Consider the following 24350-nt stretch of genomic DNA (forward strand, 5'->3'; position numbering starts at 1 on the left):
GTCGATCAGGCGCCGTTGCGTCACGACGAAGTCGAAGCAACGGTGCCTGATCGACGGGACCAAGGGGCCGCGACTCGAGCGCGCCAGCGCTCCGACAACTCAGCTCAGTTCTTCGGGAACTTCAGCTGGGAGAGGTCGATGCCCTCGAGGCCGGGCGGCAGCTGGTCCAGGCCGGGCGGCATCTTCGACAGGTCCATGCCCGGCGGCAGGCCAGGCATCCCGGCGGGCATGCCGGGGAAACCACCGCGGTTCTTGGGCGGGGTCGGCCCGCGGCCGCCCTTCTTGCCCTTCTTGCCCTTCTTGTTGTTGCCGCGGCGTGCACCGGGCAGGCCCATCTGACGGCCCATCATGGCCATCATCTTCTTGGCCTCGAAGAAGCGGTCGACGAGCTGGTTGACCTCGGAGACCTGCACGCCGGAACCGTTGGCGATACGCAGCCTGCGGGAGGCGTTGATGATCTTCGGGTTGTCGCGCTCGGCGGGGGTCATGCCCCGGATGATGGCCTGCACCCGGTCGAGCTGCTTGTCGTCGACCGCCGCGAGGGCGTCCTTCATCTGACCGGCGCCGGGCAGCATGCCGAGCAGATTGCCGATCGGGCCCATCTTGCGGATGGCCAGCATCTGGTCGAGGAAGTCCTCGAGGGTGAGTTCGCCGCTGCCGATCTTGCGCGCGGTCGCCTCGGCCTGCTCGGCGTCGTAGACCTGCTCGGCCTGCTCGATGAGGGTGAGCACGTCGCCCATACCGAGGATGCGCGAGGCCATCCGGTCGGGGTGGAAGACGTCGAAGTCCTCGAGCTTCTCACCGGTGGAGGCGAACATGATCGGCGCGCCGGTGACATTGCGCACCGACAGCGCCGCGCCACCGCGGGCGTCACCGTCGAGCTTGGTGAGTACGACACCGGTGAAGCCGACGCCGTCGCGGAACGCCTCGGCGGTGCTGACCGCGTCCTGACCGATCATCGCGTCGAGGACGAACAGGGTCTCGTCGGGCTGCACGGCGTCGCGGATGCCCGCGGCCTGGCGCATGAGCTCGGCGTCGATACCGAGGCGACCGGCGGTGTCGACGATCACGACGTCGTACTGCTTGGCCTTGGCCTCCTCGACACCGGCGCGGGCCACGCCGACGGGGTCGGCCGCGGTGATGCCGAGCGGGTTCTCGCCGCCGCCGACGGAGGTGCCGGGGTGCGGGGCGAACACGGGCACGCCCGCGCGCTCACCGACGACCTGCAGCTGGGTGACCGCGCCGGGGCGCTGGAGGTCACAGGCGACGAGCAGCGGCTGATGCCCCTGGCCCTTCAGCCATTTGGCGAGCTTGCCCGCCAGGGTGGTCTTACCGGCGCCCTGCAGACCGGCCAGCATGATGACCGTCGGCGGGTTCTTGGCGAGGTTGAGCCTGCGGGTCTCGCCGCCGAGGATGCCGACGAGTTCCTCGTTGACGATCTTGACGACCTGCTGCGCCGGGTTCAGCGCCGCGGAGACCTCCGCGCCCTTGGCGCGTTCCTTGACGTTGGTGATGAAGCCGCGCACCACGGGCAGCGCGACATCGGCTTCCAGGAGAGCGAGGCGGATCTCGCGCGCGGTGGCGTCGATGTCGGCCGGTGACAGCCGCCCCTTACCGCGCAGATCCTGCAGTGCACCGGTAAGCCGGTCGGACAGGGATTCGAACACCGATCGCGCTCCTGATCTGAAAGGGACGTCTATTGCCCTCCCAGGGTAATGGGTGTTATTCCCGGTGGCGCACGTGCGGTGGCATGCTGCGGCGCAACTCGTGATTCTCGATGTTCACCAGATACACCGCTTCCCTGCCGGTGAGGCCGAGTTCGCGGGCGAGTGTCTCGATGCGCTGCCATTCGGCGTCGGGGCTGTCTTCGTGGTGGGAGGTCGTGGAGGCGATGGTCATCGCCGCCAGTGCCTGCGCCCCGGTCAGAGTGCGTCCCGGTAGCCACGAAACAACCCACAGGTCACCGCCGACGCACCGCGCGATGTGCGCGGTGGCGTCGCTGGTCATCATCGATGCGGACACGACTTCGATAGCCACGGATCTGCTCCCCTCTGGACGGGTGACAGCCAGACCTTTCGAATGCTATAGGTCCATCCGCGACTTATCGGGCAACGCGGACTCATTGCGGGGCAACCTGATAGCAATCGGTGGTGAAAATGTGTCCTACCGCTCAGTCGGCTCGTTCTCCGCCGGTGGCGGCGCGGGCGCCGGTCGGGGCACCACATCCAGCACCGCCTTCTCGATGCGGGCGCGTAGCTGGGGACTGTCGGCGTCGCCGAGATCGAGGCAGAAGGCGTCGACCAGGGCCGAGCCCATCGTCACCACCTTGGCCCACCGCACGTTCGCGCCCGCCGTGGCGAACACCCCGGCCAGCCTGCTGAGCAGGCCCACCCGGTCCTCGGCGCGCAGTTCCAGGATCACCTGGCCAGGCACACTCGTGTCGAACCAGATCAGCCGCGGGGCCGCCTGCGCGTAGGGGCCTGGACCGGCGCCCACTGCCTCACCTTCGCGTTTGGCCAGGGTCGAGGACAGATCGAGCGCGCCCGAGGTGGCCCGGATCAGTTCCTGGCGCAGCAGGCCGGCGTCGGGCGGATCGCCGAACTTCGGGGTCACGACGAAGGTGTTGACCGCCGAATCTCCCGCCCCGCCGAGATCGGCCGAGAGCACCCGCAGCGAGTGCAGGGCCAGCACGCCCGCCGCGTCGGAGAGCAGGCCGGGCTCGTCGGGAGCGATGACGGTGACGACGTAGGTGTGCTTGCTCTCGCCCGGTGTCAGCGTGACGTGCACGCCGCCGGCGCGGGCCTTGTCCAGCAGTGCCGGGTCGATCGGCTCCGGTTGCGGCAGCGGCTCCCCCGCCATGACCAGCTTGCAGCGCCGGACCAGATCGCCGATCAGCGCGGCCTTCCAGTCACCCCAGACGCCGGGCCCGGTCGCCATCGAATCGGCCTCGGCCAGCGCGTGCAGCAGCTCGAGCAGGCCGACGTCACCGTCGAGGGCGTCGGCGACGTAGCGGACCGTCTCCGGATCGGCGAGGTCGCGACGGGTCGCGGTGTCGGGCAGCAGGAGGTGGTGGCGCACGATCGCGCTGAGCGTGCGCACATCCGAGGGCCACAGCCCGAGCCTGCGCCCGATGTGGGTGGCCAGTTCCGCGCCGACGACACTGTGGTCGCCCGCCCTGCCCTTGCCGATGTCGTGCAGCAGCGCGCCGAGGATGAGCAGGTCGGGCCGGGCGACCCTGGTGCTCAGGCCGCTCGCGTAGGCGACCGTCTCCATCAGATGCCGGTCCACGGTCCAGGTGTGCAGCGCGTCGCGCGGCGGCAGGTCGCGGACCGCGCCCCATTCGGGAAAGAGCCTGCCCCACAGGCCGGTTCGGTCCAGCGCCTCGACCGCGTCGATGCTGCCCCGGCCCGCGCCGAGCAGCACGAGCAGATCGTTGAGCGCGTCCTTGGGCCAGGGCTCGCGCAGTTCGGGGGCGTCCTCGGAGAGCCGGTTGAGCGTGGTCGCCGACATCGGCAGGCCCGTCTGCGCCGAGGCCGCCGCGACCCGCGGGATCAACCCGGGGTCGCGCTGCGGGCGGGCGTCCCTGGCCAGCACCACCTCGCCGGCGTGCTCGACCACCCCCTCATCGAGTGGTCGGCGCACCGGCATCCTCCGCAGCCTGGCCAGACCGCGGCGCGGCAGCGCGTTGGCCGCGGTCCGCAGGCCGACATCGGTGGAGTAACTCACCGTGCGGGCCGAATCGCTCAGCGTGCGGGCCAGATCGAAGCGGTCCCCGATGCGCAGCGCGGCACCGATCTCGTCGGCGTCCTGGGCGCGCAGCTGGTCGCGGGCGCGCCCGGCGACGCGGTGCAGTTCGGTCCGCACGTCGAGCAGCCTGCGGTGGGCCTGCTTCAGTCCGCCGCCGGGGACCTCGGGTCCGAGGCCGGGCATGGCGTCGGTGAGCTGGGCGATGGCGAGCGCGTCGAGCAGCTGGATGTCGCGCAGGCCGCCGCGTCCGTTCTTCAGGTCGGGTTCGGCGCGGTGGGCGATCTCGCCGCTGCGCTGCCAGCGGGCCTTGGTCTGGGCGATCAGCTCGTCGAAACGGGACCGGATGCCGGTCCGCCATTCCCGCCGCACGCCCCCGATGAGCAGGTTGGACAGGTCCTCGTCACCGACGATGTGCCTGGCCTCGAGCAGCCCGAGCCCCGCGATCAGGTCGTCGGCGGCGACCCGCAGCGCCTGTGGCACGGTGCGCACGCTGTGGTCGAGCTTGATGTGGGCGTCCCAGAGCGGGTACCAGAGCTGGTCGGCGACCGCCGAGACCACCGCGGGGTCCACGTCGTCGTGCAACAGCACCAGGTCCAGGTCGGAGTACGGCAGCATCTCGCGCCGTCCGAGGCCGCCCACCGCGACGACGGCGAGGCCGCTGTCGGCGGTGATGCCCAGCTCGTTGCCCTTGCTCGTGAGCCACAGTTCGAACAGGTCGACCAGGGCCGAGCGCAGGGATTCCGGATCGAGCCGCGGATTGCGGGTGCCCGCCCCCTCGAGCAGCTGCGCCCTGGCCTTGACCAGGTCGGCCGCTCCGTTGTGCTGAATACCGCCGTTCTGTCGTGCCACAGTCCCACCGCCGTTCATGCGGGCGGCCCCGCCCCGACCGGTCGTTTCCGGTGGGAGCGGGGCCGCCGCTCGATCGTTGTCGCCGGATGGCGCTCCCGAATTACAGTGCGTCGCTTCCGCGTTCGCCGGTGCGGACGCGGATGATGGTGTCCACCGGGGTCACCCACACCTTGCCGTCACCGATCTTGCCGGTGCGCGAGGCCTCCACGATCACCTCGACGACCTTCTCGACCGACGCGTCGTCGACGACGACCTCGACGCGCACCTTCGGGACGAAGTCCACCGAGTACTCCGCGCCGCGGTAGACCTCGGTGTGCCCCTTCTGGCGGCCGTAGCCCTGGACCTCGCTGACGGTCATGCCGAGCACGCCGGCCTGTTCCAGCCCGGTCTTCACGTCTTCGAGCGTGAACGGTTTGACGATTGCCGTAACCAGTTTCATGTTCGTCATGCCTCCTTGACGAGCGAGCGTGCCGTGCCACCCACAGCAGTGAAATCGTATGCGGTTTCCGCGTGCTCGGACTCGTCCAGGCCCGCCGACTCGCCCTCTTCGCTCGCGCGCAGGCCCAGGGTGAACTTGATCGCGTACGCGATGACGGCCGTCGCGATCAGCGAGTAGGCGAGAACGGTGAAGGCACCGACGGCCTGCAGCTTCAACTGCTCGACCCCACCACCGTAGAACAGACCGTCGACAGCCGCCGGAGCTTCGGCGGTCGCCACCAGGCCGACCAGCAGGGTGCCGACCAGACCACCGACGAGGTGGACGCCGACCACGTCGAGCGAGTCGTCGAAGCCGAAGCGGAACTTCAGGCCGACGGCCAGGGCGCACAGCGCACCCGAGACCACACCGATGACCAGCGCGCCGACCACGTTCACCGAGGAACAGGCCGGGGTGATCGCGACCAGGCCCGCGACGATGCCCGAGGCCGCGCCGAGGGAGGTCGGGTGACCGTCACGGACCTTCTCCACCAGCAGCCAGGCGAGCATCGCGGCCGCGGTGGCGATGGTGGTGGTGAGGAAGGTGGCGCCGGCGATGCCGTTGGAGCCGACCGCCGAACCGGCGTTGAAGCCGTACCAGCCGAACCACAGCAGACCGGCGCCGAGCATGACGAACGGCAGGTTGTGCGGGCGGAACGGGGTCTTGGGCCAGCCCTTGCGCTTGCCGAGGATCAGGCACAGGACCAGGCCTGCCGCACCGGCGTTGATGTGCACCGCGGTACCACCGGCGAAGTCGATGGCCTTGAGGTTGTTGGCGATCCAGCCGCCGCTCTCGGCGGTGATGCCGTCGAAGGCGAAGACCCAGTGCGCGACGGGGAAGTAGACGACGGTGGCCCAAATTCCGGCAAACAGGAGCCACGAACCGAACTTCAGGCGGTCGGCGACCGCGCCCGAGATGAGTGCGACGGTGATGATCGCGAACATGAGCTGGAAGGCCACGAACACCGAGAGCGGGATCGTGCCCGCCAGCGGGATGCCCGCGGGGGCTTCCGGATCGGTGGTGGCCAGGTACTGGCCGCCGAAGACGCCCTTCAGGCCGAAGTACTGCAGCGGGTCACCGAGCAGATTGCTCTTGTCGTCGCCGAAGGTCACCGAGAAGCCGTAGAGACACCACAGGATGGTCACCAGACCCATCGCCGAGATACTCATCATGATCATGTTCAGCACGTTCTTGCCACGGACCATACCGCCGTAGAAGAAGGCCAGGCCCGGCGTCATCAACAGCACGAGTGCTGACGCGGTCAGCATCCATGCGGTGTCACCGGCGTCGGGCGCGCCGATTACGGGAAATGCCACCTTGTGTTCCTCCTCATCTCGGGCCCCGCCGATTCCGGCAAAAGGACCTGTACAGAAGGGTCGCCACTCGGTGTTTCATCCGTTGAGCTGTGGTGTTTCACCTGCGTGAACGGATGGCGCTGTTGTGTTGCTTCCACGTTTCACGCGGTAGACCAGCAGGTATGTGCTCACCGTGAGGTCGGTGCCGATGTGCGCGCCGACGTGGGCTTTCGCCGGGAAAACAGCGGTGCCCGCCCGATCGCCGGGATCGGACGGGCACCGTAGGCGGATCTATTGCTGCGTGCCGCCGAGCAGCGCGTCGACGAACGCGCCCGGTTCGAACGGCGCGAGGTCGTCGGCGCCCTCGCCGAGGCCGACCAGCTTCACCGGCACGCCGAGTTCGTGCTGCACCTGGAAGACGATGCCGCCCTTGGCCGTGCCGTCCAGCTTCGTCAGCACCACGCCGGTGATGTCGACGACGTCGGCGAACACCCTGGCCTGCATCAGGCCGTTCTGGCCGACGGTGGAGTCGAGGACGAGCAGGACCTCGTCGACTTCGGCCTTCTTCTCCACGACGCGCTTGACCTTGCCCAGCTCGTCCATCAGGCCGGTCTTGGTGTGCAGCCGGCCCGCGGTATCGATGAGGACGGCGTCGACACCGCGATCGATGCCGGCGGTGACGGCGTCGAAGGCGACGGCCGCCGGATCGGCGGCCTCCTTGCCGCGCACGGTCTCGGCGCCGACGCGCTCACCCCAGGTCTGCAGCTGATCGGCGGCCGCGGCGCGGAAGGTGTCGGCGGCGCCGAGCAGCACCCGGCGCCCGTCGGCGACGAGCACGCGGGCCAGTTTGCCGGTGGTGGTGGTCTTGCCGGTGCCGTTGACGCCGACGACCAGGAGGATCGCCGGGTGATCGGCGTGCGGCAGCGCGTGGATCGAGCGATCCAGTTCGGGGCGCAGCGCCTCGATCAGCACGTCACGCAGGGTGGCGCGGGCCTGCTCCGGGGTGCGGACACTGCGCGAGGCCATCTCCTCGCGCAGGCGTTCGACGATCTTGGCGGTGCTGGCGGTGCCGATGTCGGCGAGAACGAGGGTGTCCTCGATCTCCTCCCACGAGTCCTCGTCGAGGTCACCGCCGCCGAGCAGGCCGAGCAGGCTCTTGCCGACGGCGTTCTGGGAGCGCGACAGGCGGCCGCGCAGGCGCTCGAGGCGGCCGGTGGTGGGATCGATGTGCTCGATCTCGGCGGCGACGGCGTCGGCTTCGGTAGGTGCGGTCTCGGCCGGCGCGGTGTCGGTCGGCGTCGTGTCCGCCGGAGCCGTGTCGGTCGGCGTGACTTCGGGCGCGGTCTCGGTGGGCGCGGTCTCGGTGGGCGCGGTCTCGGTGGGCGTCGTGTCGGTGGGCGCGGTCTCGGTGGGCGCGGTCTCGGAGGTGTCGAGCGAGCTCAGGTCGTCGGGGACGACCAGGGGCTCAGCGCCCTGCACGTCGGCCTCGGGCAGTGGCACATCGGTGATGCCGCGCCGCGGGGCGTCGCGCGGGACGGCGGCGTCGTCGCCGACATGCGGCTGGCCCTCGTCATCGGTGCGCTCGACGACCGGATCGGGGCGCGGCACCGTGGCCGCCGACCCACCCTGACTGAAACTGAAACCACCGGAGGCGGTGTATCCGCCGGACCGGTCCGTCAGCTCCTTGTCCGGCTCTGGCGGCGCCAAGGAGATCTGGCGCCGCTTGTACAGGACGAAACCCGCGACGAGCGCCACCAACACAACGGCGGCGATCGCGGCGATCAGGATCCACGCTTGCGAACTCACCCGGCCGAGTCTATTTGGTCAGCGCATCACGGCACGTCGGCGGCGTCGGCGCGGCGGGTCGACCGGCGAATCGGCGGCGACTCGCCGCGCCGGGGAAACACTACAGATTCGTTGTCCTGCGGAACTTCTGGCGCTCGACCCATAGGATCGGCGACGTGACCGATCGAAACGTGCTTGGGGGGCCGCTGGAAGAGTGCGGCACCGATCCTCTCACGGGCTTCTACCGGGACGGCTGCTGCAGCACCGGTCCGGAGGATCTCGGCAGCCACACCGTGTGCACCGTCGTGACGGCGGAATTCCTGGAGCATCAGGCATCCATCGGCAACGACCTCAGTACCCCGCGCCCCGAGAACAATTTCCCCGGCCTGCAACCGGGCGACCGCTGGTGCGTGGTCGCCGTGCGCTGGCTGCACGCCCACGAGGACGGCGTCGCCGCCCCGGTCGTGCTGGCCGCGACCCACGAGAACGCGCTGGAGGTCATCTCCATGGACATCCTCCGCAAATACGCGGTGGACGTCCCGGACGACGTCAGCGATCTGCTGTAGGTGTGGGGTGCCGTCGGCGGTGGGCCTTCTGCCGACAGGCCGGTGAGCAGTAGCGGGCGGGCCTGCCGGTGGTGGATCGGCGCACGGGCCCCGCGCAGACGGGGCAGGTAGGCATCGCCGGGCTTTCGTCACGGCGAGGGGTTTCGTCACGGTCGGCGTGGACGGGTTCCGTCACGGATCGCGGATGCGCGCGCAGGGCTTCCAAAACGAGGACGACGCTCGGCGCCGGTGCGCTGCCGACGGGCCGGAGTCGTTGGATCGCAACACATCCGGTGAACAGCTCGAGGACGTCGGCGAGGGTCACATCGGGACGCACCGAGCCCTGACGCTGGGCCGCCGAGAGCAGCGCGCCCAGGGCGCGCTGGAAGCGGTTCCCGGCGCCGCGCAGCAACGCACGCGGCCAGCCGTCGTCCGACTGCACCAGGTCACAGAGGTCTTTGTTGCCCGGGGTGGTCACGATGACGTGCGTGCAGAGCGCGAAGAAGGCCGCGCCGGGGTCGGGATCGGCGAGGTGTTCGGCGGCCAGCGCGGCGAGGCGGTCGACCCGCTGCTGCATCACCGCTTCCAGGAGATCGGTTTTCGTCGGGAAGTGCCGGTGGACGGTGCCCGCGCCCACCCCCGCCCTGCGGGCCACTTCGGCCAGTGACACCCCGGCGCCGCGTTCGGCGAGGGCCCGCTGCGCGGCGGCGAGCACGAGGGCCCGGTTGCGCCGGGCGTCGGCCCTGAGCGCGGGTTCGACGGTCATTTCGTTACGCCCTTCCTGCACCACACCTGGTCGACCGGGGCGATTCGCCCGTACCGTCCGGAATACGGGTCGACCGACCCGATTGTAGGGAACGAAACGGAGCTCATCCGCATGTCATCCACCCAGCCCGTCCTGATCACCGGCGCGACCGGAAAGCAGGGCGGCGCCACCGCCGGGAAACTGCTCGCCGAGGGTCACCCGATCCGCGCCCTCGTCCGCGATCCGGCCGCCCCCGCGGCTCGCGCGCTGGCCGCGGCGGGCGCGCACCTGGCGGTCGGCGACTTCGACGATCCGGCCTCGCTGCGCACCGCCGCCGCGGGCACCCGGGCCGTATTCCTCGTCCCACCAGCCGAATACCGGTCCACCGGCTGGACCGCCGAGGACGAGGCGCGGCGCGGCATCGCCATGATCGACGCCGCCCGCGCGGCGGGTGTCGAGCAGATCGTGTTCTCCGGCATCGCCACCATGGGCGCCGCCGATTCGTGGGGCCAGGACGGCAAGCGGCGGATCGAGGACGCGATCCACGCCTCCGGCCTGCGCTACACCCTGTTGCGGCCGGTGCGCTTCATGGAGAACTACCTGCTGCACGGATCCCCCGTCGACGGCGTCCGCGCGAACGGCGAGCACCCACACCTGTTCCCCGCCGACCGCCCACTGCAGATGATCGCCGTCGCCGACATCGCCGCTTTCGCCGCCCTCGCCCTGGCCGATCCCGAAGGCTGGCACGGGCGCGCTCTGGAACTCGCGAGCGACGCCGTCACTCCCGTCGCCGCGGCCGCCGCCATCAGCGCCGCCACCGGCCGCGCGATCCGCTACCGGGAGATCAGCGAGGCCGAAGCCGAGGCGATCGGCCCCCAACTGGGCAACACCTGGCGCCTGATCCGCGAATCCGGCGGCTGGCAGGCCGACCTCCCCGCCCTCCGCCTGCTGTACCCAGGTCTCACAAGCCTGCCCGACTGGCTGAACTCCGGCGGTGCGGCCGCGATCCTGGCCCAGCTGAACATCCCGATCCCTTGACGCCGGCCCGGCCCGCTACTGTGCACCCCAGCCACCTGACGGCCACGGATAGTTCGCGGCCCGGCAAAACCTCCGCGATGGATGTCCGCGGCGGGCCGCTCGCCTGCACGGCCACTCGCGCCTCTGCGGCCACTCGAGCCCGTGCGTCCACGCAGCCCGGGGCGTCCCGGCCGCGACTTGCCCGTTCGCCCGAGTGGTCGACACCCCGTGCTGGGTCCGTCCGCGCTGTCGAGCTCGTCGCGCCCGTGCACTCGGCCGTGCCGGAAGAGCGGTGCGGACCGACGCTGCCGACTCGGCATCGTGCGAGTCCATCTAGTTCAGTGCCGCACGGCAGCAGGTACGGACGACGTGGCGATCGCGGTGCGACGGTGACGGCGGGATTCCGCCAGCGGTCGGGGCGGCGGATTTCTAGCGTCGATCGATATGAAGACCGAACTCGTCGAGACGACGCGTCCCAGAACGCCGCTCGGTACCCCCGTGGTGCTTTTCCTGTCGCTGGCCGCGGCGCTGGGGACCGCGGCCATCTACCCCTTGCAACCCGCGATCGCGCAGGTCGCGGGCTCGCTGGACGCGTCGATCACCGCGGTGGGGATCGCGCTGGCGGGTGGGCCGGTCGGGTATCTGATCGGGCTCGCGCTCCTGGTTCCGCTCGTCGATCGGTTCCAGCCCGCTCGGGTGCTCGCCGGCCAGTTCGCGGTGCTGGCCGTCGCGTCGGTGGGGTGCGCGTGGGTCGCCCACGCGTGGCAACTCGGACTGATGATGGGGGTCGTCGGCGCATGTTCGGCCGCGGGCGCCGGGCTCAGTGCGGTGGCGGCCCGGCTCGCCCCGCCTCAGCGCAGCGCGACGATCCTCGGGATCGTGACCGCGGGGATCTCGGCGGGCATTCTGGTGGGGCGGATCGCCGGCGGCTGGCTCGCCGACGAGATCGGCTGGCGAGGAACACAATTGGCCTTCGCCGCAGTCTGCGCGGGGGTCGCGCTCGGGTGCCTGGCCGTGCTGCCGAGCACGCGGCGCGCGACCGAGCGTGGCTACCTCGCGACGCTGCGCTCCCTCCCCTGGCTGCTGGTGCGCGATGCCACGTTGCGGAGCGCGTCGGTTCGCGGCGCGCTGTGGTTCTTCGCGTTCTGCGCGGTGTGGAGCGGACTCGCGGTGACGCTCGCCGCACCGCCCTTCTCCTACTCGGCGGAACGGATCGGCCTGTACGCCCTGGCCGGGCTGTCGGGCATCGCGGCGACCCGGATCGCGGGCACGTGGACCGACCGGGTCGGCCCCCGCCGCGTGATCCTCCTCGGCCTCGCGGTGGCCGGAGCCGCCGCGCTCTGTCTCGGCGCCGGCCTCACCGGCACCGTGGTGACACTGGTCTGCCTCGCCGTGTTCGATGCCGGCCTCTTCGCCGCCCAGGTCGCGAATCAGAGCACCGTCCTCGCCATCGATCCGGACTCGCCCGCGCGCTACAACAGCGCGTACATGGTCACCTACTTCGTGGGCGGCAGCCTGGGCACGGCCTTCGGCGCAGCCGTGGTCGAATGGTTCGGCTGGGTCGCGGTGGTCACGAGCGCGGCACTCGCCATCGGGCTCGCGGCGGCGATCGTCGCGATCGACCGCCGCCGCACAGGTTCCGACGAGCGCCGGTAAGCCCACGGCCGGCCTGCTGCGGCACCGAGTGGAGTCCACGCCGCCGGCACCGAGCGAAGCGGGCACCGCGCTGAACCGGCCACCGCGGCGCCGGCCGGGCCACCGCGGCGGTCAGTTCAGCGCGCCGTCGTAATCCGGGAACTTGAAGGTGCGTTCGGCGTGCCCACCGGACAGGTCCGAGGGGCTGTTGCCGATATTGGCGACGATCGTGTAGCCCTGGCTCTCGATGTCGGCGCGGCTGGCCGTCTTGTACTCGGCCAGCCCGGCATTGCCCGCCGACAGGGTGGTCGGCGCGCTGCCGTACAGCCCGTCGACCGGGTACCCCACCGAGGTCAGGTTCGCCTGCGAGTAGGCGTTGACCAGGGCGGGCCTGCCGGTGACGAAGATGATCGCCGCGCCCTGCTGCTTCGCCCAGGTCGCCAGGCCGAGCACCGGCTGGATGGCCGGGATGATCAGGCCCGTGTTGTACGTGGTCTCCAGGCTCGTGTTGTCGATGTCCAACACGATCGCGGGTTTGTCGGCGCCGGGAAGACGCGTGGTCAAGTAGGCCTTCGCCTCCGCGACCACCGGCGTGATCTCGCTGATCCAGTGCGCGTAGGGCGGCAATTCCGACTTGTCGCCCGACAGCGAGGACGACCCGTTGGACGAACCACTGCCCGACAGCGACGAGGACCCGGTGTCGGCGGCGGCGCCGGGCAGGGGCGCGAGAACCGCCGAGGCGAGCCCGGCGACGAGGACTGCTGTAACACGTTTCATCTGCGGCACGCTAACAGCGCCGCCGGAACGTCAGATGTGTTGCAATTTCACAATCTCGGTGAGTGGGACTAGGCGGGCGCGCCCACCGGATCGGCGTCGGCGACGTCGGCCCGGTTGAGACGCTGCGAGATCACCTGGGTGATGCCGTCGCCGCGCATGCTCACGCCGTAGAGCGCGTCGGCGATCTCCATCGTCGGCTTCTGGTGGGTGATGACGATCAGCTGACTCTTCTCCCGCAGCTGCTCGAACAGGCCGATGAGCCTGCGCAGATTGGTGTCGTCCAGGGCCGCCTCCACCTCGTCCATCACATAGAACGGGGACGGCCGCGCGCGGAAGATGCTGACCAGCAACGCGACCGCGGTCAGCGACTTCTCGCCACCGGAGAGCAGCGACAGGCGCTTGACCTTCTTACCCGGCGGCCTGGCCTCCACCTCGATGCCGGTGGTGAGCATGTCGGAGGGATCGGTGAGCACCAACCTGCCCTCACCACCGGGGAACAGCTTCGCGAACACCCCGACGAACTCGCGCTCCACATCGGCGTAGGCCTCGGTGAACACCTGCAGGATGCGGGCGTCGACCTCGGCCACCACGTCGAGGAGGTCCTTGCGGGCGTTCTTGACGTCCTCGAGCTGGGTGGCGAGGAAGTTGTAGCGCTCCTCGAGCGCCGCGAACTCCTCCAGCGCCAGCGGATTCACCTTGCCCAGCGTGCTGAGGTCCTTCTCGGCGCGCTTGGCGCGACGCTCCTGGGAGGCGCGGTCGTAGGGCATCGGCTGCGGTGCGCTGACCTGCTCGCCCCGCTCCTTGGCCGCCTCGTACTCCTGCATCTCCAGCGCCGAGGGCGGCAGCGGGACATCGGGGCCGTACTCGGCGACCAGGTCGCCCAGCGCGATGCCGAACTGTTCGGAGATGGTGGTCTCGAGCTGCTCGATGCGCAGCGCCGCTTGGGCTTTGGCCACTTCGTCGCGGTGCACGGCGTCGGTGAGCTGAGCCAGCTGGGTGGTCAGCGCCCGCGCGCGCTCCTTCACCTGTTCCAGCGCGGCGGCGCATTCCCCGCGCCTGCGCACCAGCTCGTCGCGCCGAGCCGCCGCGGCCGCGACGACCTGCTCGAGCTCCCGCGCGACCTTGGCGCCGGATTCGGCGACCGCGGCGGCGACGGCGGCGGCCTGGCGACGCGCGGCCTGCGCGCGCTCGGCCCTGGCCCTGGCGTCCCGTTCCGCGCGGGCCGCCCTGCGCAGCGAATCCGCTTTGCCCCGCACCGATTCCGCGCGTTCCTCGGCGGTGCGCACGGCGAGCCTGGCCTCGACCTCCATGGTGCGGGCCTCGGCGAGGGCGGCGGCGGCCTCCTCGCGCTCGCGGCCCGCGGTCTCGGTGCCGGCCGAGCCGTAGTCCTCGTCGCCGCCGTCGTGTTCGCTCTCCGCGTGCCGTAGCCGGTCCTCGAGTTCGGCGAGCGACGCCAGCGACTTCTCCCTGGCCGCTTCCGCTTCGGCGCGCTGGGTGGCCAGGCGCTCGCCCTCGGTCTGGGCGGCACGCGCGGTCTGGCCGACGCGGGCCAGCCGGTCGTAGATCGCGAGCAGCGCCTGGTCGGATTCGTGCAGCGCCATCAGCGCGTGGTCGGCGGACTCCTTGCGGTCGGTCTGCTCGGCCAGCGCGCCCGCCAGCGCCGCTTCCAGCTCCTCGGCGCGCCGCTGCGCGGCCGCCAATTCGGCGGTGGCGGCATCGATCTCGGCCTGCACCTCGAGCTGGCTCGGCATCCGTTCGGAACCGCCGACGAGCCACCCCGACCCGGCCAGATCGCCGTCGCGGGTCACCACTCGCAGTTCCGGGCGCAGCGCGATCAGTTCGGTGGCGGTGGCCAGATCGTCGACGACCACCACGCCCGCGGTGAGCGCGGCCAGCGCGGGCCGCACCGCCTCGGCGCCGTCGACCAGGTCGGCGAGCCAGCGCGCGCCCGCGGGCAGGCTGCCGCGCGCACCGGGCACGTGGCCGTCGGTGGCGAAGACGAACGCCACGCGCCCACCGTCGCCGGAACGCAGTTCCCGCACGGCCGCGTCGGCGGCGGTGGCGGTCTCGGCGGTGATCGCGTCGGCCAGCGGGCCGAGCAGTGCGGCCACCGCGGCCTCGTAGCCGCTCTCGACCCGCAGCCGGGCCGAGAGGCGGTCACCGAGCCCGCTCACGCCGTGTTCGAGCAGCCAGGCCGCGCCGTCCTTGCGGGCCAGGTTCATCCCGAGCGCCTCGATGCGGGCACCGAGCCGGGCGACGAGCTTGCTCGCCTCCCGGTCCTGTTCGCGCAGCTCGCGCACGCGCTCGTCGGCAAGGTCGAGGGCGGCGACGGCGTGCTCATGCTGGGCGTCGAGACCCTTCTCCCCCGCGTCGAGCTCACCGAGTTCGTCCTGGACGGAGTCGTATTCGACCTGCGCGGCCTCGCCGCGGTGCCTGGCGTCGGCGATCGCGACCGAGAGCCGGGCGATCTCGGCGTCCACCGATTGCGCGCGGGTGCGCAGCGTCTCCACCTGACCGGTCAGCCGGGCCAGGCCCTCACGCCGGTCTGCGATGGCGCGCACGGCCGCCAGGTGCGCCTGTTCGGCCGCCTTGGCGGCGTGTTCGCGGTCGGCGAGCGCCTCGCGGGCGGCCTCGAGTGTCTCGGCGGCCATCTCGACCGCGTAGCGCAGTTCGGCTTCCTCGGCCTCGATCCGGTCGGCCTCGGCCTCGAGCTGCTCGGGATCGCGGCCGGTGCCGACGGGTGTCTCGGTGTGCAGGTGCCTGGCCCGGTCACCGGCGATGCGGATGGTGGCGTTGACCCGTTCGGCCAGTGCCGAGAGCTGGAACCAGGTCTGGGCCGCCGCCTCGGCGCTCGGGCTCAGCCGTGAGAGCTGGAACTCCTGCTGGGCGAGCGCGGCATTGGCGGCGTCCAGCTCGGACTGCACGTTGATCTGCCGCTCGCGGGCGTAGGCCTCCTTGCTGAGCTGGGACTCCAGCTCGCCGCGCCGGGTGACCAGATCGTCGGCGGCCAGCCGGAGCCTGGCATCACGCAGGTCGGCCTGCACGGTCTGCGCGCGCCGCGCCACCTCGGCCTGGCGGCCGAGCGGCTTGAGCTGGCGCCGCAGCTCGGTGGTGAGGTCGGTGAGCCGGGCGAGGTTGGCCTGCATCGCGTCGAGCTTGCGGACCGCCTTCTCCTTGCGCCTGCGGTGCTTGAGCACGCCTGCGGCTTCCTCGACGAACGCGCGCCGGTCCTCCGGGCGCGATTCCAGGATCGCCGAGAGCTGGCCCTGGCCGACGATGACGTGCATCTCGCGGCCGATGCCGGAGTCGGAGAGCAGTTCCTGCACGTCCATCAGGCGGCAGCTGCTGCCGTTGATCTCGTATTCGCCCGCGCCGTCGCGGAACATCCGGCGGGTGATCGAGACCTCGGCGTAGTCGATGGGCAGCGCGCCGTCGGAGTTGTCGATCGTGAGGGTCACCTCGGCGCGCCCGAGTGGCGCGCGGCCGCTGGTTCCGGCGAAGATGACGTCCTGCATCTTGCCGCCGCGCAACGCCTTGGCGCCCTGCTCGCCCATCACCCAGGTGAGGGCGTCGACGACATTGGACTTGCCGGAGCCGTTGGGCCCGACGACGCAGGTGATCCCGGGTTCGAAGCGCAGCGTCGTCGCGGACGCGAAGGACTTGAAGCCCTTCAACGTCAAGCTCTTCAGATGCAAGAGCTCCCCCGCCTCTCCGCGATTCGGGCCAGACTCGGGTGCGGGGAGGCTCGTGCACGCGGCTGGCGGTCGTGTTACCCATGTACGTGCGTCAGACTATCGGACGGCGCCGACGGCCTCGGTAGGTACAGGTGTGCCGCGTCGCGCGGGGCTCAGTGCGGGCGGTGCGGGTTGTGCGGATCCATGTGCTGGGCGTGCTTCATCTGCTTCTGCAACTGACGCAGGTGCGTCTGGGTGCCCGGCGTGGCCTCCCAGCCGGTGACGACGCGGAACAGCAGCACCGCGCCCCACGGCCCGATCACCCACATCGGCCAGAAGTAGGTGAGTTCCCCGGCCGTGAGCGAGATCAGGCCCCAGATCACCAGGACGATCACGCTGACGCCGAGCCAGCTGCCCGCCTCGATGCGCTGCCAGACCGGGACGCGCGGCGGCTTGGCGGGGGCAGGGGCAGAGCCCTGCTGCGTGGTCAGCGGCGGCAGGTCGGACAGGACGACGGCGAGTTCGTCGCGCGTTGCGGTCGCGTAGACCTTGGCGACGCGCTGGTCGTATTCGGCCAGGTCGAGCCTGCCGTCGGCGAGGTGGGTGCCCAGCTGGGCGACGATGGCGTTGCGTTCGGCATCGGACGCGCGCGTACCAGGGGTGATGTCCATGCCGAGATCCTCTCGTTCACCGACCTGCGTGGACTGCTGACACCAGCGTCCACCCTCCACTGTGTGATGTCAACCCCGGTAACGGGTCACAGAATGGCGAAGGCCACCACGAGGCCGAGCGCGAAGTGCGCGGCGGCGACCACCAGCACCTCCGGCGTGTAGGTGTCGGCGTGCAGCGTGCGGCCGATGTCGATGCCGGTGACCTTCTCGATGACCCGCACCGAGATCACCTGCGCCACGATGCCGACCAGGCCGTACACGACCGCCGCGATCAGCCCCTCCGACAGCTTGTTCACCCCGCCGGTCGCCAGCACGGCGAACACGACGATGAACGCCATGCTCACCATGCCCGCCGCCGACACGATCAGCGCGTTGGGCTTGCCCGCGACGACCAGGTCGCGCAGCTTGCCCGGCGTGGTCAGGTCGATGGCGAAGAAGCCGATCAGCATCAGCGCCAGGCCGATCAGGCAGTACAGGATGATGGCGCCGACGCCTTCACCGAGCGCGCTCCAATAACCCGATTCCAGGGCGAGGGCGGTCATGGTGGTCCTTTCGAACAGTGTGTGCGGGGGTCAGGTGTCAGTCGACGATGCGATGGGGAACGAAGGCGGCGCCGTCGTCGGTGATCAGCCCGGCGGTCTCGCGGATGCCGAGACCGGCGGCGGTGTCACCGACGACCCACGCGCCGAGCACGGGCCGCATGCCGTCGAATTCCGGGAGCGGGTCGAGCAATTGGTAGACGAAACCCTCGGCGCCGTACACGCCACCGGTCGCGGTCTCCATGCCGGGACCGACGATCGTCATGTTGGCGCCCTCGCGGCCGAGCTTGGGCTTGCGGATGTATTCGGTGAGCTCGTTGGGGGTGTCGAGGTAGGCGGGCAGCAGGTTCGGATGTCCGGGGTACATCTCCCACAGGATCGCCAGGATCGCCTTGTTGCTGAGCAGCGTCGTCCACAGCGGCTCGATCCAGGCGGTCTCGGGGATGCTCGCGACGACGCGCTTGCCGAAATCGTCGTCGAGGATCCACTCCCATGGATACAACTTGAACACCGCTTCCATCGGCGCCTCGGCCAGATCGACGAACCGGTTCAGCTCGACGTCGAAGCCGACCTCCTCGATCGGCAGCGCGACCGTGTCGAAGCCCGCCTCGGCGGCGGTTTCCTGCATGTAGGCCGTGGTCACGTTGTCCTCGCCGGTGGCGTCGGCGCCCGACCAGGTGAAGTGCAGCTCGGTGCCCGGCAGCACGCCGCGCAGCTCGGTCCAGCGCTCCACCAGCTTCTCGTGCAGCGAATTCCATTGGTCGCCACCGGGATACACCTGCTGCAGCCAGTGCCACTGGATGATCGCGGCCTCGAGCAGCGAGGTGGGGGTGTCGGCGTTGTACTCGAGCAGCTTGGCCGGGCGGCGCGCGTCGTAGCGCAGGTCGAAGCGGCCGTACACGTACGGGTCGCTGCGGCGCCAGGATTCGGTGATCGCGCCCCAGCTCCAGTCCGGCAGGCCGAAGTCGGCGAACCGCTCGGTGAGCACCACCTGCTCGACCGCGTGCAGGCACATCGACTGCAGCAGTTCGACATCGGCTTCCAGCGCGAGGATCTCGTCCATCGAGAACTCGTAGTGCACCGATTCGTCCCAGTAGGGTCGCGGCTGCCCGCTGGCATCGCGGCCGGGCGCGCCGTAGACGAGTCCCTGGCTCTCGATGATCTGCTGCCAGCCCGGTCGCGGCGTACTCGCCACCCGTCGCACTAGGACCCACTCCCGCCGGTCGACTTGCTGCCGAGGCCACCGCGCTGGATCGTGGTGCCGCTCTTGGTCGTGATGGTCGCGTTGCGCGGCTTCACCGAGCTGCCGCCGACGGGCGGCTTGCCGATGGTGGGCGTGCCGCCGTAGTGGTAGCGGTACTGCGGCCAGCCGAGCAGGATCAGGCTGCCCGCGCCGCCGTGGCTGGTGTCGCTGCGGAAGTTGGTCTTGCCGTCACCGCAGTTGTCGTCGGGGACGACGACCTCGTTGCCGTTCTGGTCGATCTGCACGCACGAGGCCGTCACCTGGTCCGGCGCGGTGACCGCGCGATAGGCGAGGTAGCCACCGCCGACCAGCGCGGCGACACCGACGACGGCCACGCCGCCGATCATCACCCGTTTCCTGGTGCGGCGCTTGGCCTCCGCGGCCTCGGCCGCCGCGCGCTGGGCCTGCTCGGCCTGCTTGCGCGCCTTGTCCCTGGCCCGCGCCTCGGCGACGGTCGGTGGCCGGGGTTCGGTGACGCCGGGCTCCTGCCGCGACATGCGCCCGGGCCGCGCGCCCTCGGGCGGCTGCGGCGCGGCGGGCGGCTGCTGTGGCATCGGCGGCCAGCCCGCCCCGGGATCGGGCGGTGTCCAGCCTGCGCCGGGATCCGGCGGCTGGTGTGGGGAACGTCCGGTGCCGCCGTCGGCAGGCTGGTCTGGTTGATCGGGCGGACCAGGGTTCTGTGTGCTCACCGCTGCCGCCCCCTAGCCCCCGAAGTCACCACTAGCGCTCCTCGAATCCCGTCGTATCGCCCCGCGCGGGCTCCCAGCTTTCCACAACCAGGTCGACCCGACCAGGCGCATTGCCGGACCGTAGCAGCTCGAGAAGTTTCTCGCCCGCCGTTCGTGGTCCCTCCGCGACGACATGCACCCGGCCGTCGCTGTGATTGCGCGCGTAACCGGTGAGCCCGAGTTCCAGTGCGCGCGAGCGGGTCCACCAGCGGAACCCCACCCCCTGCACCATCCCGTGCACCCAGGCACTGAGCCGGACCTGGCCCTCGCTCATGCGTCGACGGCGAAGTTCAGTGTCACCTTGGTCCCCGCCTTGAGGGTGCGGCCCACCGTGCACACCTTGTCGACGGCGCGCTGCACGGTGACCAGCAAGCGCTCGCGCGCTGCCTCGTCGAGTTCCGAGAGGTCCAGCTCGAAGACCTCGTCCAGCTGCGGGTACTGCTCGTTCTCGCGGTCGGCGTCGCCGGAGACGCGGATGGTGGCGTCGAAGTCGTCGCCGAGACGGCGCGAGAGCGGCAGGTCGGAGCTGAGGCCCGTGCAGGCGGCCAGCGCGATCTTGAGCAGCTCGCCGGGGGTGAACGCGCCCTCGACGCCCTGCGAGGCGATCAGGACCTCGGCGCCGCGATTGCTGCGCCCGGTGTACGCCCTGGTCCCGGTGCGCTCCACCCACAGTTCGGTGGGCGCGGTGGTCACATTCTGCTCAGCCATAACCGTAGATCCTGCCATTCGCGTCGGGGACGATTCACGCCTGGGAACGTCCGCGCCGGTGCCGGCATTCCGGGCGAGTGACCCGCCGCACCCTCACTCCTGGAAGCGGTAGCCCATCCCCGCCTCGGTCAGCAGGTGCTTGGGGTGGGCCGGGTCGTCCTCGAGTTTGCGGCGCAACTGGGCGAGATAGACGCGCAGATAGTGGGTTTCGGTGGCATAGGCCGGGCCCCACACCTCGCGCAGGAGTTCCTTGCGCCCCACCAGCTTTCCGCGATGACGCACCAGCATCTCGAGCATGCCCCACTCGGTGGGTGTCAGGTGCACCGGCTCCCCACGCTTGGTGACCTTCTTGGCGACCAGGTCGACGGTGAACGCGTCGGTGACCACCACCGGATCCACGGCCTCCACGTCGGTCGCGCCGCGCCGGACCGCCGCGCGCAGCCGGGCCAGCAGTTCGTCCATGCCGAAGGGCTTGGTGACGTAGTCGTCGGCGCCCGCGTCGAGCGCCTCGACCTTGTCGGCGGAATCGGTGCGCGCCGAGAGCACCAGGACCGGCGCCGAGGTCCAGCCGCGCAGCCCGGCGAGCACCTCGATGCCGTCCATGTCGGGCAGACCCAGATCGAGGATTACCACGTCGGGATGCTTCTCCGCCGCCGCGCGCAGGGCCGCGGCGCCGTTGCCCGCGGTGATCACCTCGTACCCGCGCACCGAGAGATTGATCCGCAACGCGCGCACGATCTGCGGCTCGTCGTCGACCACCAGCACCTTGACGGCGGCGGGTGCCGGATTCTTGTCCGTCGTCACTGGTCCACCTCCCCGCGAAGGCCGGCCGGACTCAGGCCGGCGGTCGCCGAGCGCCGGCGGCCGACGGTCGATAGCGGCGACGGCGTGTCCGTCCCCGATGCGTTGTCCATGTTCTCACTTTCCTCGGGGATCGACGCGCGGACCGGCGGAGGGCAGGTCGACGAGCATGGTCAGCCCGCCGCCCGGCGTCGGCTCGGCCCGCACGCTGCCGCCCATGGCGTCGACGAAACCGCGGACCACCGAGAGGCCGAGGCCGACCCCGGTGGTGTTGTCGCGGTCGCCGAGCCGCTGGAACGGCTCGAACAGCTGCTCCTCGGTGCCCGCGGGCACGCCGGGGCCCACGTCGACGACGGCGATCGACACCCGGTCGCCGTCGTGCTCGGCGGTCACCCGGACCGGCGTGTCGCGCCCGGAGTGCCGCAGCGCGTTGTCGATCAGATTGGCCAGTACGCGTTCGAGCAGGCCGCTGTCGGCGAGCACCGACACCTCGCCGACCTCCACCTTCACCCGGTCCATCGCGGCGCGGCGCAGACCGCGGGTGCCCATCCCGACGCTCACCAGCGCGCGATGCACCGCCTCGTCCATGTACACCTGCCGCGCCTGCGGGGTGACCACACCGACCGCGAGCCGCGAGGAGTCGAGCAGGTTGCCCACCAGCGCGGTGAGCTGGTCGACCGATTCCTCGATCGCCTCCAGCAGCTCGCCGGTGTCCTCGGCCGAGAACTCGATGTCGTCGCTGCGCAGGCTGGACACGGCCGCCTTGGCCCCGGCCAGCGGCGTGCGCAGATCGTGGCTGACCGCCGAGAGCAGCGCCCGGCGCAACCGGTCGGCCTCGAGCAGCGCGGCCGCGGCCCCGGCTTCCTCGGCCAGCCTGGCCTGCCGCACCAGCCCGACCGCCTGATTGGCGACCGCGTTGAGCACCGGCCGGTCGGCGGCACTGAGCGAGCGCCCTGCCAGCAGCAGCTGACTGCGCGCGTCCCCCGCCTCGATCACGGTGTCGGCCTCCGACGCGCCCGTCGGCGCCGCAGGCCCGACCCCAGCCACGATCCGGTCGCCGCAGCGCAGGCTCACCGCGCGCAGTCCGTAGGTCTCGCGCACCTGCTCGAGCAGCTTCGGCAGGTCGGCGCCGTGCAGCACCGACCCGGCGAACATGGTCAGCAGCTCGGCCTCGCGGGAGGCCTTGCGCGCCTGCATCGTCCGCTTCGCCGCCATGTCCACCAGGGCCGCGACCGCCACCGCGACGATGAGCAGCACGACCACCGTGACGGCGTTGTCCGGCTCGGCCACGGTCAGGCTGTAGCGCGGCGCGGTATAGAACCAGTTCAGCAGCAGGCCCGAGAGCAGGGCCGACAGCCCGGCGGGCACGACACCGCCGAACAGCGCCACCGCGACGACGCCGACGACGAAGATCGCGCTGAGCCCACCCAGCTGCAGGGTGCCGTCGAGCAGCCACCCGCACAGCACGCTCACCACGACGGGCACGACGATCGCCGCCACCCAGGACGCGACCGGCCTGCGCGGGCGCAACCAGTGCATCCGCAGCCCGCGATGGGCCTGCTCGTGGGTCACCATGTGCACGTCGATCTTGCCCGAGCGCTGCACGACCGTGGAGCCGATGCCCTCGTCGAGCATCCTGGCCCACCGCGAGCGCCGCGAGGTGCCGAGCACCAGCTGGGTGGCGTTGACCTCGCGCGCGAAATCGAGCAGCGCGGTGGGGACGTCGTCACCGGTGACCGTGTGCAGCGAGGCGCCCAGGCCGGCGGCCAGCTCGCGGAGTTTGGCCATCCGCTCGGTGGACACCCCGGCCAGCCCGTCCCCGCGCACCACGTGCACCACCACCAGGTCGGCGCTGGACTTCGAAGCGATCCGGCCCGCCCTGCGCACGATCGTTTCCGATTCGGGGCCGCCGGTGACCGCGACGACGACCCGCTCGCGCGCCTCCCACAGCTCGGTGATCTTGTGGTCGGCCCGGTACTTGGCCAGCGCGGCGTCGACCTGGTCGGCCAGCCACAGCAGCGCCAGTTCGCGCAGCGCGGTGAGATTGCCGGGCCGGAAGTAGTTGCGCAGTGCCGCGTCGACCTTGTCGGCGGCGTAGACGTTGCCGTGGGAGAGCCTGCGCCGCAACGCCTCCGGCGTGAGGTCGACCAGTTCCACCTGATCGGCGCCGCGGACGACGGCATCGGGCACGGTCTCGCGCTGCTCGATCCCGGTGATCTGCTGCACCACGTCGTTGAGGCTCTCGAGATGCTGCACGTTCACCGTCGAGATGACATCGATCCCGGCGTCGAGCAGTTGCTCGACATCCTGCCAGCGCTTGGCGTTGGCGCTGCCCGGCGCGTTGGTGTGGGCCAGCTCGTCGACCAGCGCCACGGCGGGCTTGCGCGCCAGCACCGCGTCGACGTCGAGTTCGGGCAGCTCGGTCCCCCGGTACCCGACCAGCTTCGGCGGAATCCGCTCGATGCCCTCCAGCAGCGCGGCCGTCTTGGCCCTGCCGTGCGTCTCCACCACCGCGGCCACGACATCGCGGCCGCGTTCGGCCCGCCGGTGCGCCTCACCGAGCATGGCGTAGGTCTTGCCGACGCCCGGCGCGGCACCTAGGTAGATGCGCAGCTGTCCGCGTTTCACCTGTCCATCATCGCGTGTCGCGGGGCCGCGGCCGTCGACCGGACCGGCAACACGTCGATCACCGTCATCGGGGCGTGCCCGGCGTTCCACCGCCCGAGCGCCCTGATCACCAGCAGCGCGGCGACGAAACCGACGATCACCGCAATGGTCACTGCAGACACCGCGATCCTTCTTTCCGTGAACGGGACCGGCCGCGGCACTCGCGGGACCGGCGCCTCATTTTCTACCGGCGCGCACCGGTCCCGACCTCGATCTTTACGGCGTGTTGACGGCTATCGCGGCGACTTTGACACCTTCCTTCCGCTGCGGCGCCCACCCCGTCAACGATCCGCAAAGGCCCGCCCCGTGACCGCTAAGGAGTCGTAAGGAACCCACGCCGCGGCCCGGCGGCGGCCTTTACTCGCCTCAGGCGCTCCACCTGGGAGCGCGAGGAGGTCGGACATGTCGGTCGTGGTGTTCACGGTGCTCACCGTGGCGGTCTTCGCGCT

General features: G+C 70.9%; 21 protein-coding genes. 3 read left to right on the plus strand and 18 right to left on the minus strand.

The features are described from left to right. Positions 1–104 precede the first annotated feature (104 nt). From ffh to ftsY, 6 genes are all read right to left on the minus strand, one after another. Entirely contained in the window at positions 105–1667 is a 1563-nt protein-coding gene (gene ffh, locus AB0H56_RS10625) for a signal recognition particle protein (protein ID WP_357160284.1), read from the minus strand. Positions 1668–1722: 55 nt separating this feature from the next. Next, positions 1723–2037, minus strand: coding sequence for a hypothetical protein (locus AB0H56_RS10630; protein WP_232999920.1), 315 nt, complete (start codon positions 2035–2037; stop codon positions 1723–1725). 126 nt (positions 2038–2163) lie between these two features. After that, positions 2164–4614 (minus strand): [protein-PII] uridylyltransferase, encoded by a 2451-nt coding sequence (locus tag AB0H56_RS10635; RefSeq protein WP_357160288.1) that lies wholly within the window; start codon positions 4612–4614, stop codon positions 2164–2166. 82 nt (positions 4615–4696) lie between these two features. Beyond that, the gene (locus AB0H56_RS10640; RefSeq protein ID WP_110036141.1) at positions 4697–5035 is read right to left on the minus strand and encodes a P-II family nitrogen regulator; all 339 of its coding nucleotides are present in this window, start codon (positions 5033–5035) and stop codon (positions 4697–4699) included. 5 nt (positions 5036–5040) lie between these two features. Next, positions 5041–6387 (minus strand): ammonium transporter, encoded by a 1347-nt coding sequence (locus AB0H56_RS10645; protein ID WP_167456136.1) that lies wholly within the window; start codon positions 6385–6387, stop codon positions 5041–5043. Between the two features lie 270 nt (positions 6388–6657). Next, the gene (gene ftsY / locus AB0H56_RS10650) at positions 6658–8172 is read right to left on the minus strand and encodes a signal recognition particle-docking protein FtsY (RefSeq protein WP_357160291.1); all 1515 of its coding nucleotides are present in this window, start codon (positions 8170–8172) and stop codon (positions 6658–6660) included. A 155-nt stretch (positions 8173–8327) separates the two neighbouring features. On the opposite strand from ftsY, the gene AB0H56_RS10655 reads away from it, so the two are divergent. Continuing rightward, entirely contained in the window at positions 8328–8717 is a 390-nt protein-coding gene (locus tag AB0H56_RS10655; protein WP_019048221.1) for a DUF2237 domain-containing protein, read from the plus strand. Here AB0H56_RS10655 and AB0H56_RS10660 read toward each other — a convergent pair. Further along, positions 8701–9462, minus strand: coding sequence for a helix-turn-helix domain-containing protein (locus tag AB0H56_RS10660; protein ID WP_357160294.1), 762 nt, complete (start codon positions 9460–9462; stop codon positions 8701–8703). The genes AB0H56_RS10655 and AB0H56_RS10660 overlap by 17 nt on opposite strands. A gap of 111 nt (positions 9463–9573) precedes the next feature. Between AB0H56_RS10660 and AB0H56_RS10665 the strand changes: the two genes are divergently transcribed. Both AB0H56_RS10665 and AB0H56_RS10670 read left to right on the plus strand, forming a co-directional pair. Beyond that, positions 9574–10479 carry an NmrA family NAD(P)-binding protein gene (locus AB0H56_RS10665; protein ID WP_357160297.1) on the plus strand — a complete coding sequence of 302 codons (906 nt, stop codon included), beginning with the start codon at positions 9574–9576 and terminating at the stop codon, positions 10477–10479. A gap of 423 nt (positions 10480–10902) precedes the next feature. Then, on the plus strand, positions 10903–12114 hold the full coding sequence (locus tag AB0H56_RS10670; protein ID WP_357160300.1) for an MFS transporter: 1212 nt from the start codon (positions 10903–10905) through the stop codon (positions 12112–12114). A gap of 111 nt (positions 12115–12225) precedes the next feature. On the opposite strand, the gene AB0H56_RS10675 is transcribed toward AB0H56_RS10670, so the two are convergent. The 11 genes from AB0H56_RS10675 to AB0H56_RS10725 all read right to left on the minus strand — a co-directional run bounded on the left by AB0H56_RS10675 (position 12226) and on the right by AB0H56_RS10725 (position 24023). Next, positions 12226–12870: an HAD family acid phosphatase gene (locus AB0H56_RS10675; protein WP_357160303.1), complete on the minus strand. Its 645-nt coding sequence runs from the start codon at positions 12868–12870 to the stop codon at positions 12226–12228. A gap of 68 nt (positions 12871–12938) precedes the next feature. After that, positions 12939–16565: a chromosome segregation protein SMC gene (gene smc, locus AB0H56_RS10680; protein WP_357160306.1), complete on the minus strand. Its 3627-nt coding sequence runs from the start codon at positions 16563–16565 to the stop codon at positions 12939–12941. A gap of 152 nt (positions 16566–16717) precedes the next feature. Beyond that, a complete protein-coding gene (locus AB0H56_RS10685; protein ID WP_357160310.1) occupies positions 16718–17215 on the minus strand; it encodes a DUF1707 domain-containing protein in 498 nt (165 codons plus the stop codon). An 86-nt stretch (positions 17216–17301) separates the two neighbouring features. After that, positions 17302–17757, minus strand: a complete 456-nt coding sequence (locus tag AB0H56_RS10690) for a DUF350 domain-containing protein (protein ID WP_232999929.1) — start codon at positions 17755–17757, stop codon at positions 17302–17304. Positions 17758–17794: 37 nt separating this feature from the next. Then, positions 17795–18958: a glutathionylspermidine synthase family protein gene (locus AB0H56_RS10695; protein ID WP_357160312.1), complete on the minus strand. Its 1164-nt coding sequence runs from the start codon at positions 18956–18958 to the stop codon at positions 17795–17797. Then, positions 18958–19686, minus strand: a complete 729-nt coding sequence (locus tag AB0H56_RS10700) for a hypothetical protein (RefSeq protein WP_357160314.1) — start codon at positions 19684–19686, stop codon at positions 18958–18960. Before AB0H56_RS10700 ends, AB0H56_RS10695 begins: the two co-directional genes overlap by 1 nt. A gap of 31 nt (positions 19687–19717) precedes the next feature. Then, a complete protein-coding gene (locus AB0H56_RS10705) occupies positions 19718–19999 on the minus strand; it encodes an acylphosphatase (RefSeq protein WP_357160317.1) in 282 nt (93 codons plus the stop codon). Then, complete coding sequence (locus AB0H56_RS10710) at positions 19996–20433, minus strand: OsmC family protein (protein ID WP_357160320.1); 438 nt, start codon at positions 20431–20433, stop codon at positions 19996–19998. The genes AB0H56_RS10705 and AB0H56_RS10710 overlap by 4 nt, the downstream gene beginning before the upstream one ends. 93 nt (positions 20434–20526) lie before the next feature. Next, the gene (locus AB0H56_RS10715) at positions 20527–21237 is read right to left on the minus strand and encodes a response regulator (RefSeq protein WP_357160323.1); all 711 of its coding nucleotides are present in this window, start codon (positions 21235–21237) and stop codon (positions 20527–20529) included. 114 nt (positions 21238–21351) lie between these two features. Then, positions 21352–23862: a sensor histidine kinase KdpD gene (locus tag AB0H56_RS10720; RefSeq protein ID WP_357160326.1), complete on the minus strand. Its 2511-nt coding sequence runs from the start codon at positions 23860–23862 to the stop codon at positions 21352–21354. Beyond that, the gene (locus AB0H56_RS10725) at positions 23859–24023 is read right to left on the minus strand and encodes a hypothetical protein (RefSeq protein WP_357160329.1); all 165 of its coding nucleotides are present in this window, start codon (positions 24021–24023) and stop codon (positions 23859–23861) included. The genes AB0H56_RS10720 and AB0H56_RS10725 overlap by 4 nt, the downstream gene beginning before the upstream one ends. Between the last annotated feature and the right edge of the window lie 327 nt (positions 24024–24350).

Source organism: Nocardia sp. NPDC050717 (genome assembly GCF_040654275.1).
Classification (GTDB): domain Bacteria; phylum Actinomycetota; class Actinomycetes; order Mycobacteriales; family Mycobacteriaceae; genus Nocardia.

What these genes read in the sequence shown, in the direction of transcription:
- AB0H56_RS10635 (WP_357160288.1), bottom strand. Translation starts at nt 4,614, where the DNA reads ATGAACGGCGGTGGGACTGTGGCACGACAGAACGGCGGTATTCAGCAC.
- AB0H56_RS10640 (WP_110036141.1), bottom strand. Translation starts at nt 5,035, where the DNA reads ATGAAACTGGTTACGGCAATCGTCAAACCGTTCACGCTCGAAGACGTG.
- AB0H56_RS10660 (WP_357160294.1), bottom strand. Translation starts at nt 9,462, where the DNA reads ATGACCGTCGAACCCGCGCTCAGGGCCGACGCCCGGCGCAACCGGGCC.
- AB0H56_RS10665 (WP_357160297.1), top strand. Translation starts at nt 9,574, where the DNA reads ATGTCATCCACCCAGCCCGTCCTGATCACCGGCGCGACCGGAAAGCAG.
- AB0H56_RS10670 (WP_357160300.1), top strand. Translation starts at nt 10,903, where the DNA reads ATGAAGACCGAACTCGTCGAGACGACGCGTCCCAGAACGCCGCTCGGT.
- AB0H56_RS10675 (WP_357160303.1), bottom strand. Translation starts at nt 12,870, where the DNA reads ATGAAACGTGTTACAGCAGTCCTCGTCGCCGGGCTCGCCTCGGCGGTT.
- AB0H56_RS10685 (WP_357160310.1), bottom strand. Translation starts at nt 17,215, where the DNA reads ATGGACATCACCCCTGGTACGCGCGCGTCCGATGCCGAACGCAACGCC.
- AB0H56_RS10690 (WP_232999929.1), bottom strand. Translation starts at nt 17,757, where the DNA reads ATGACCGCCCTCGCCCTGGAATCGGGTTATTGGAGCGCGCTCGGTGAA.
- AB0H56_RS10705 (WP_357160317.1), bottom strand. Translation starts at nt 19,999, where the DNA reads ATGAGCGAGGGCCAGGTCCGGCTCAGTGCCTGGGTGCACGGGATGGTG.
- AB0H56_RS10710 (WP_357160320.1), bottom strand. Translation starts at nt 20,433, where the DNA reads ATGGCTGAGCAGAATGTGACCACCGCGCCCACCGAACTGTGGGTGGAG.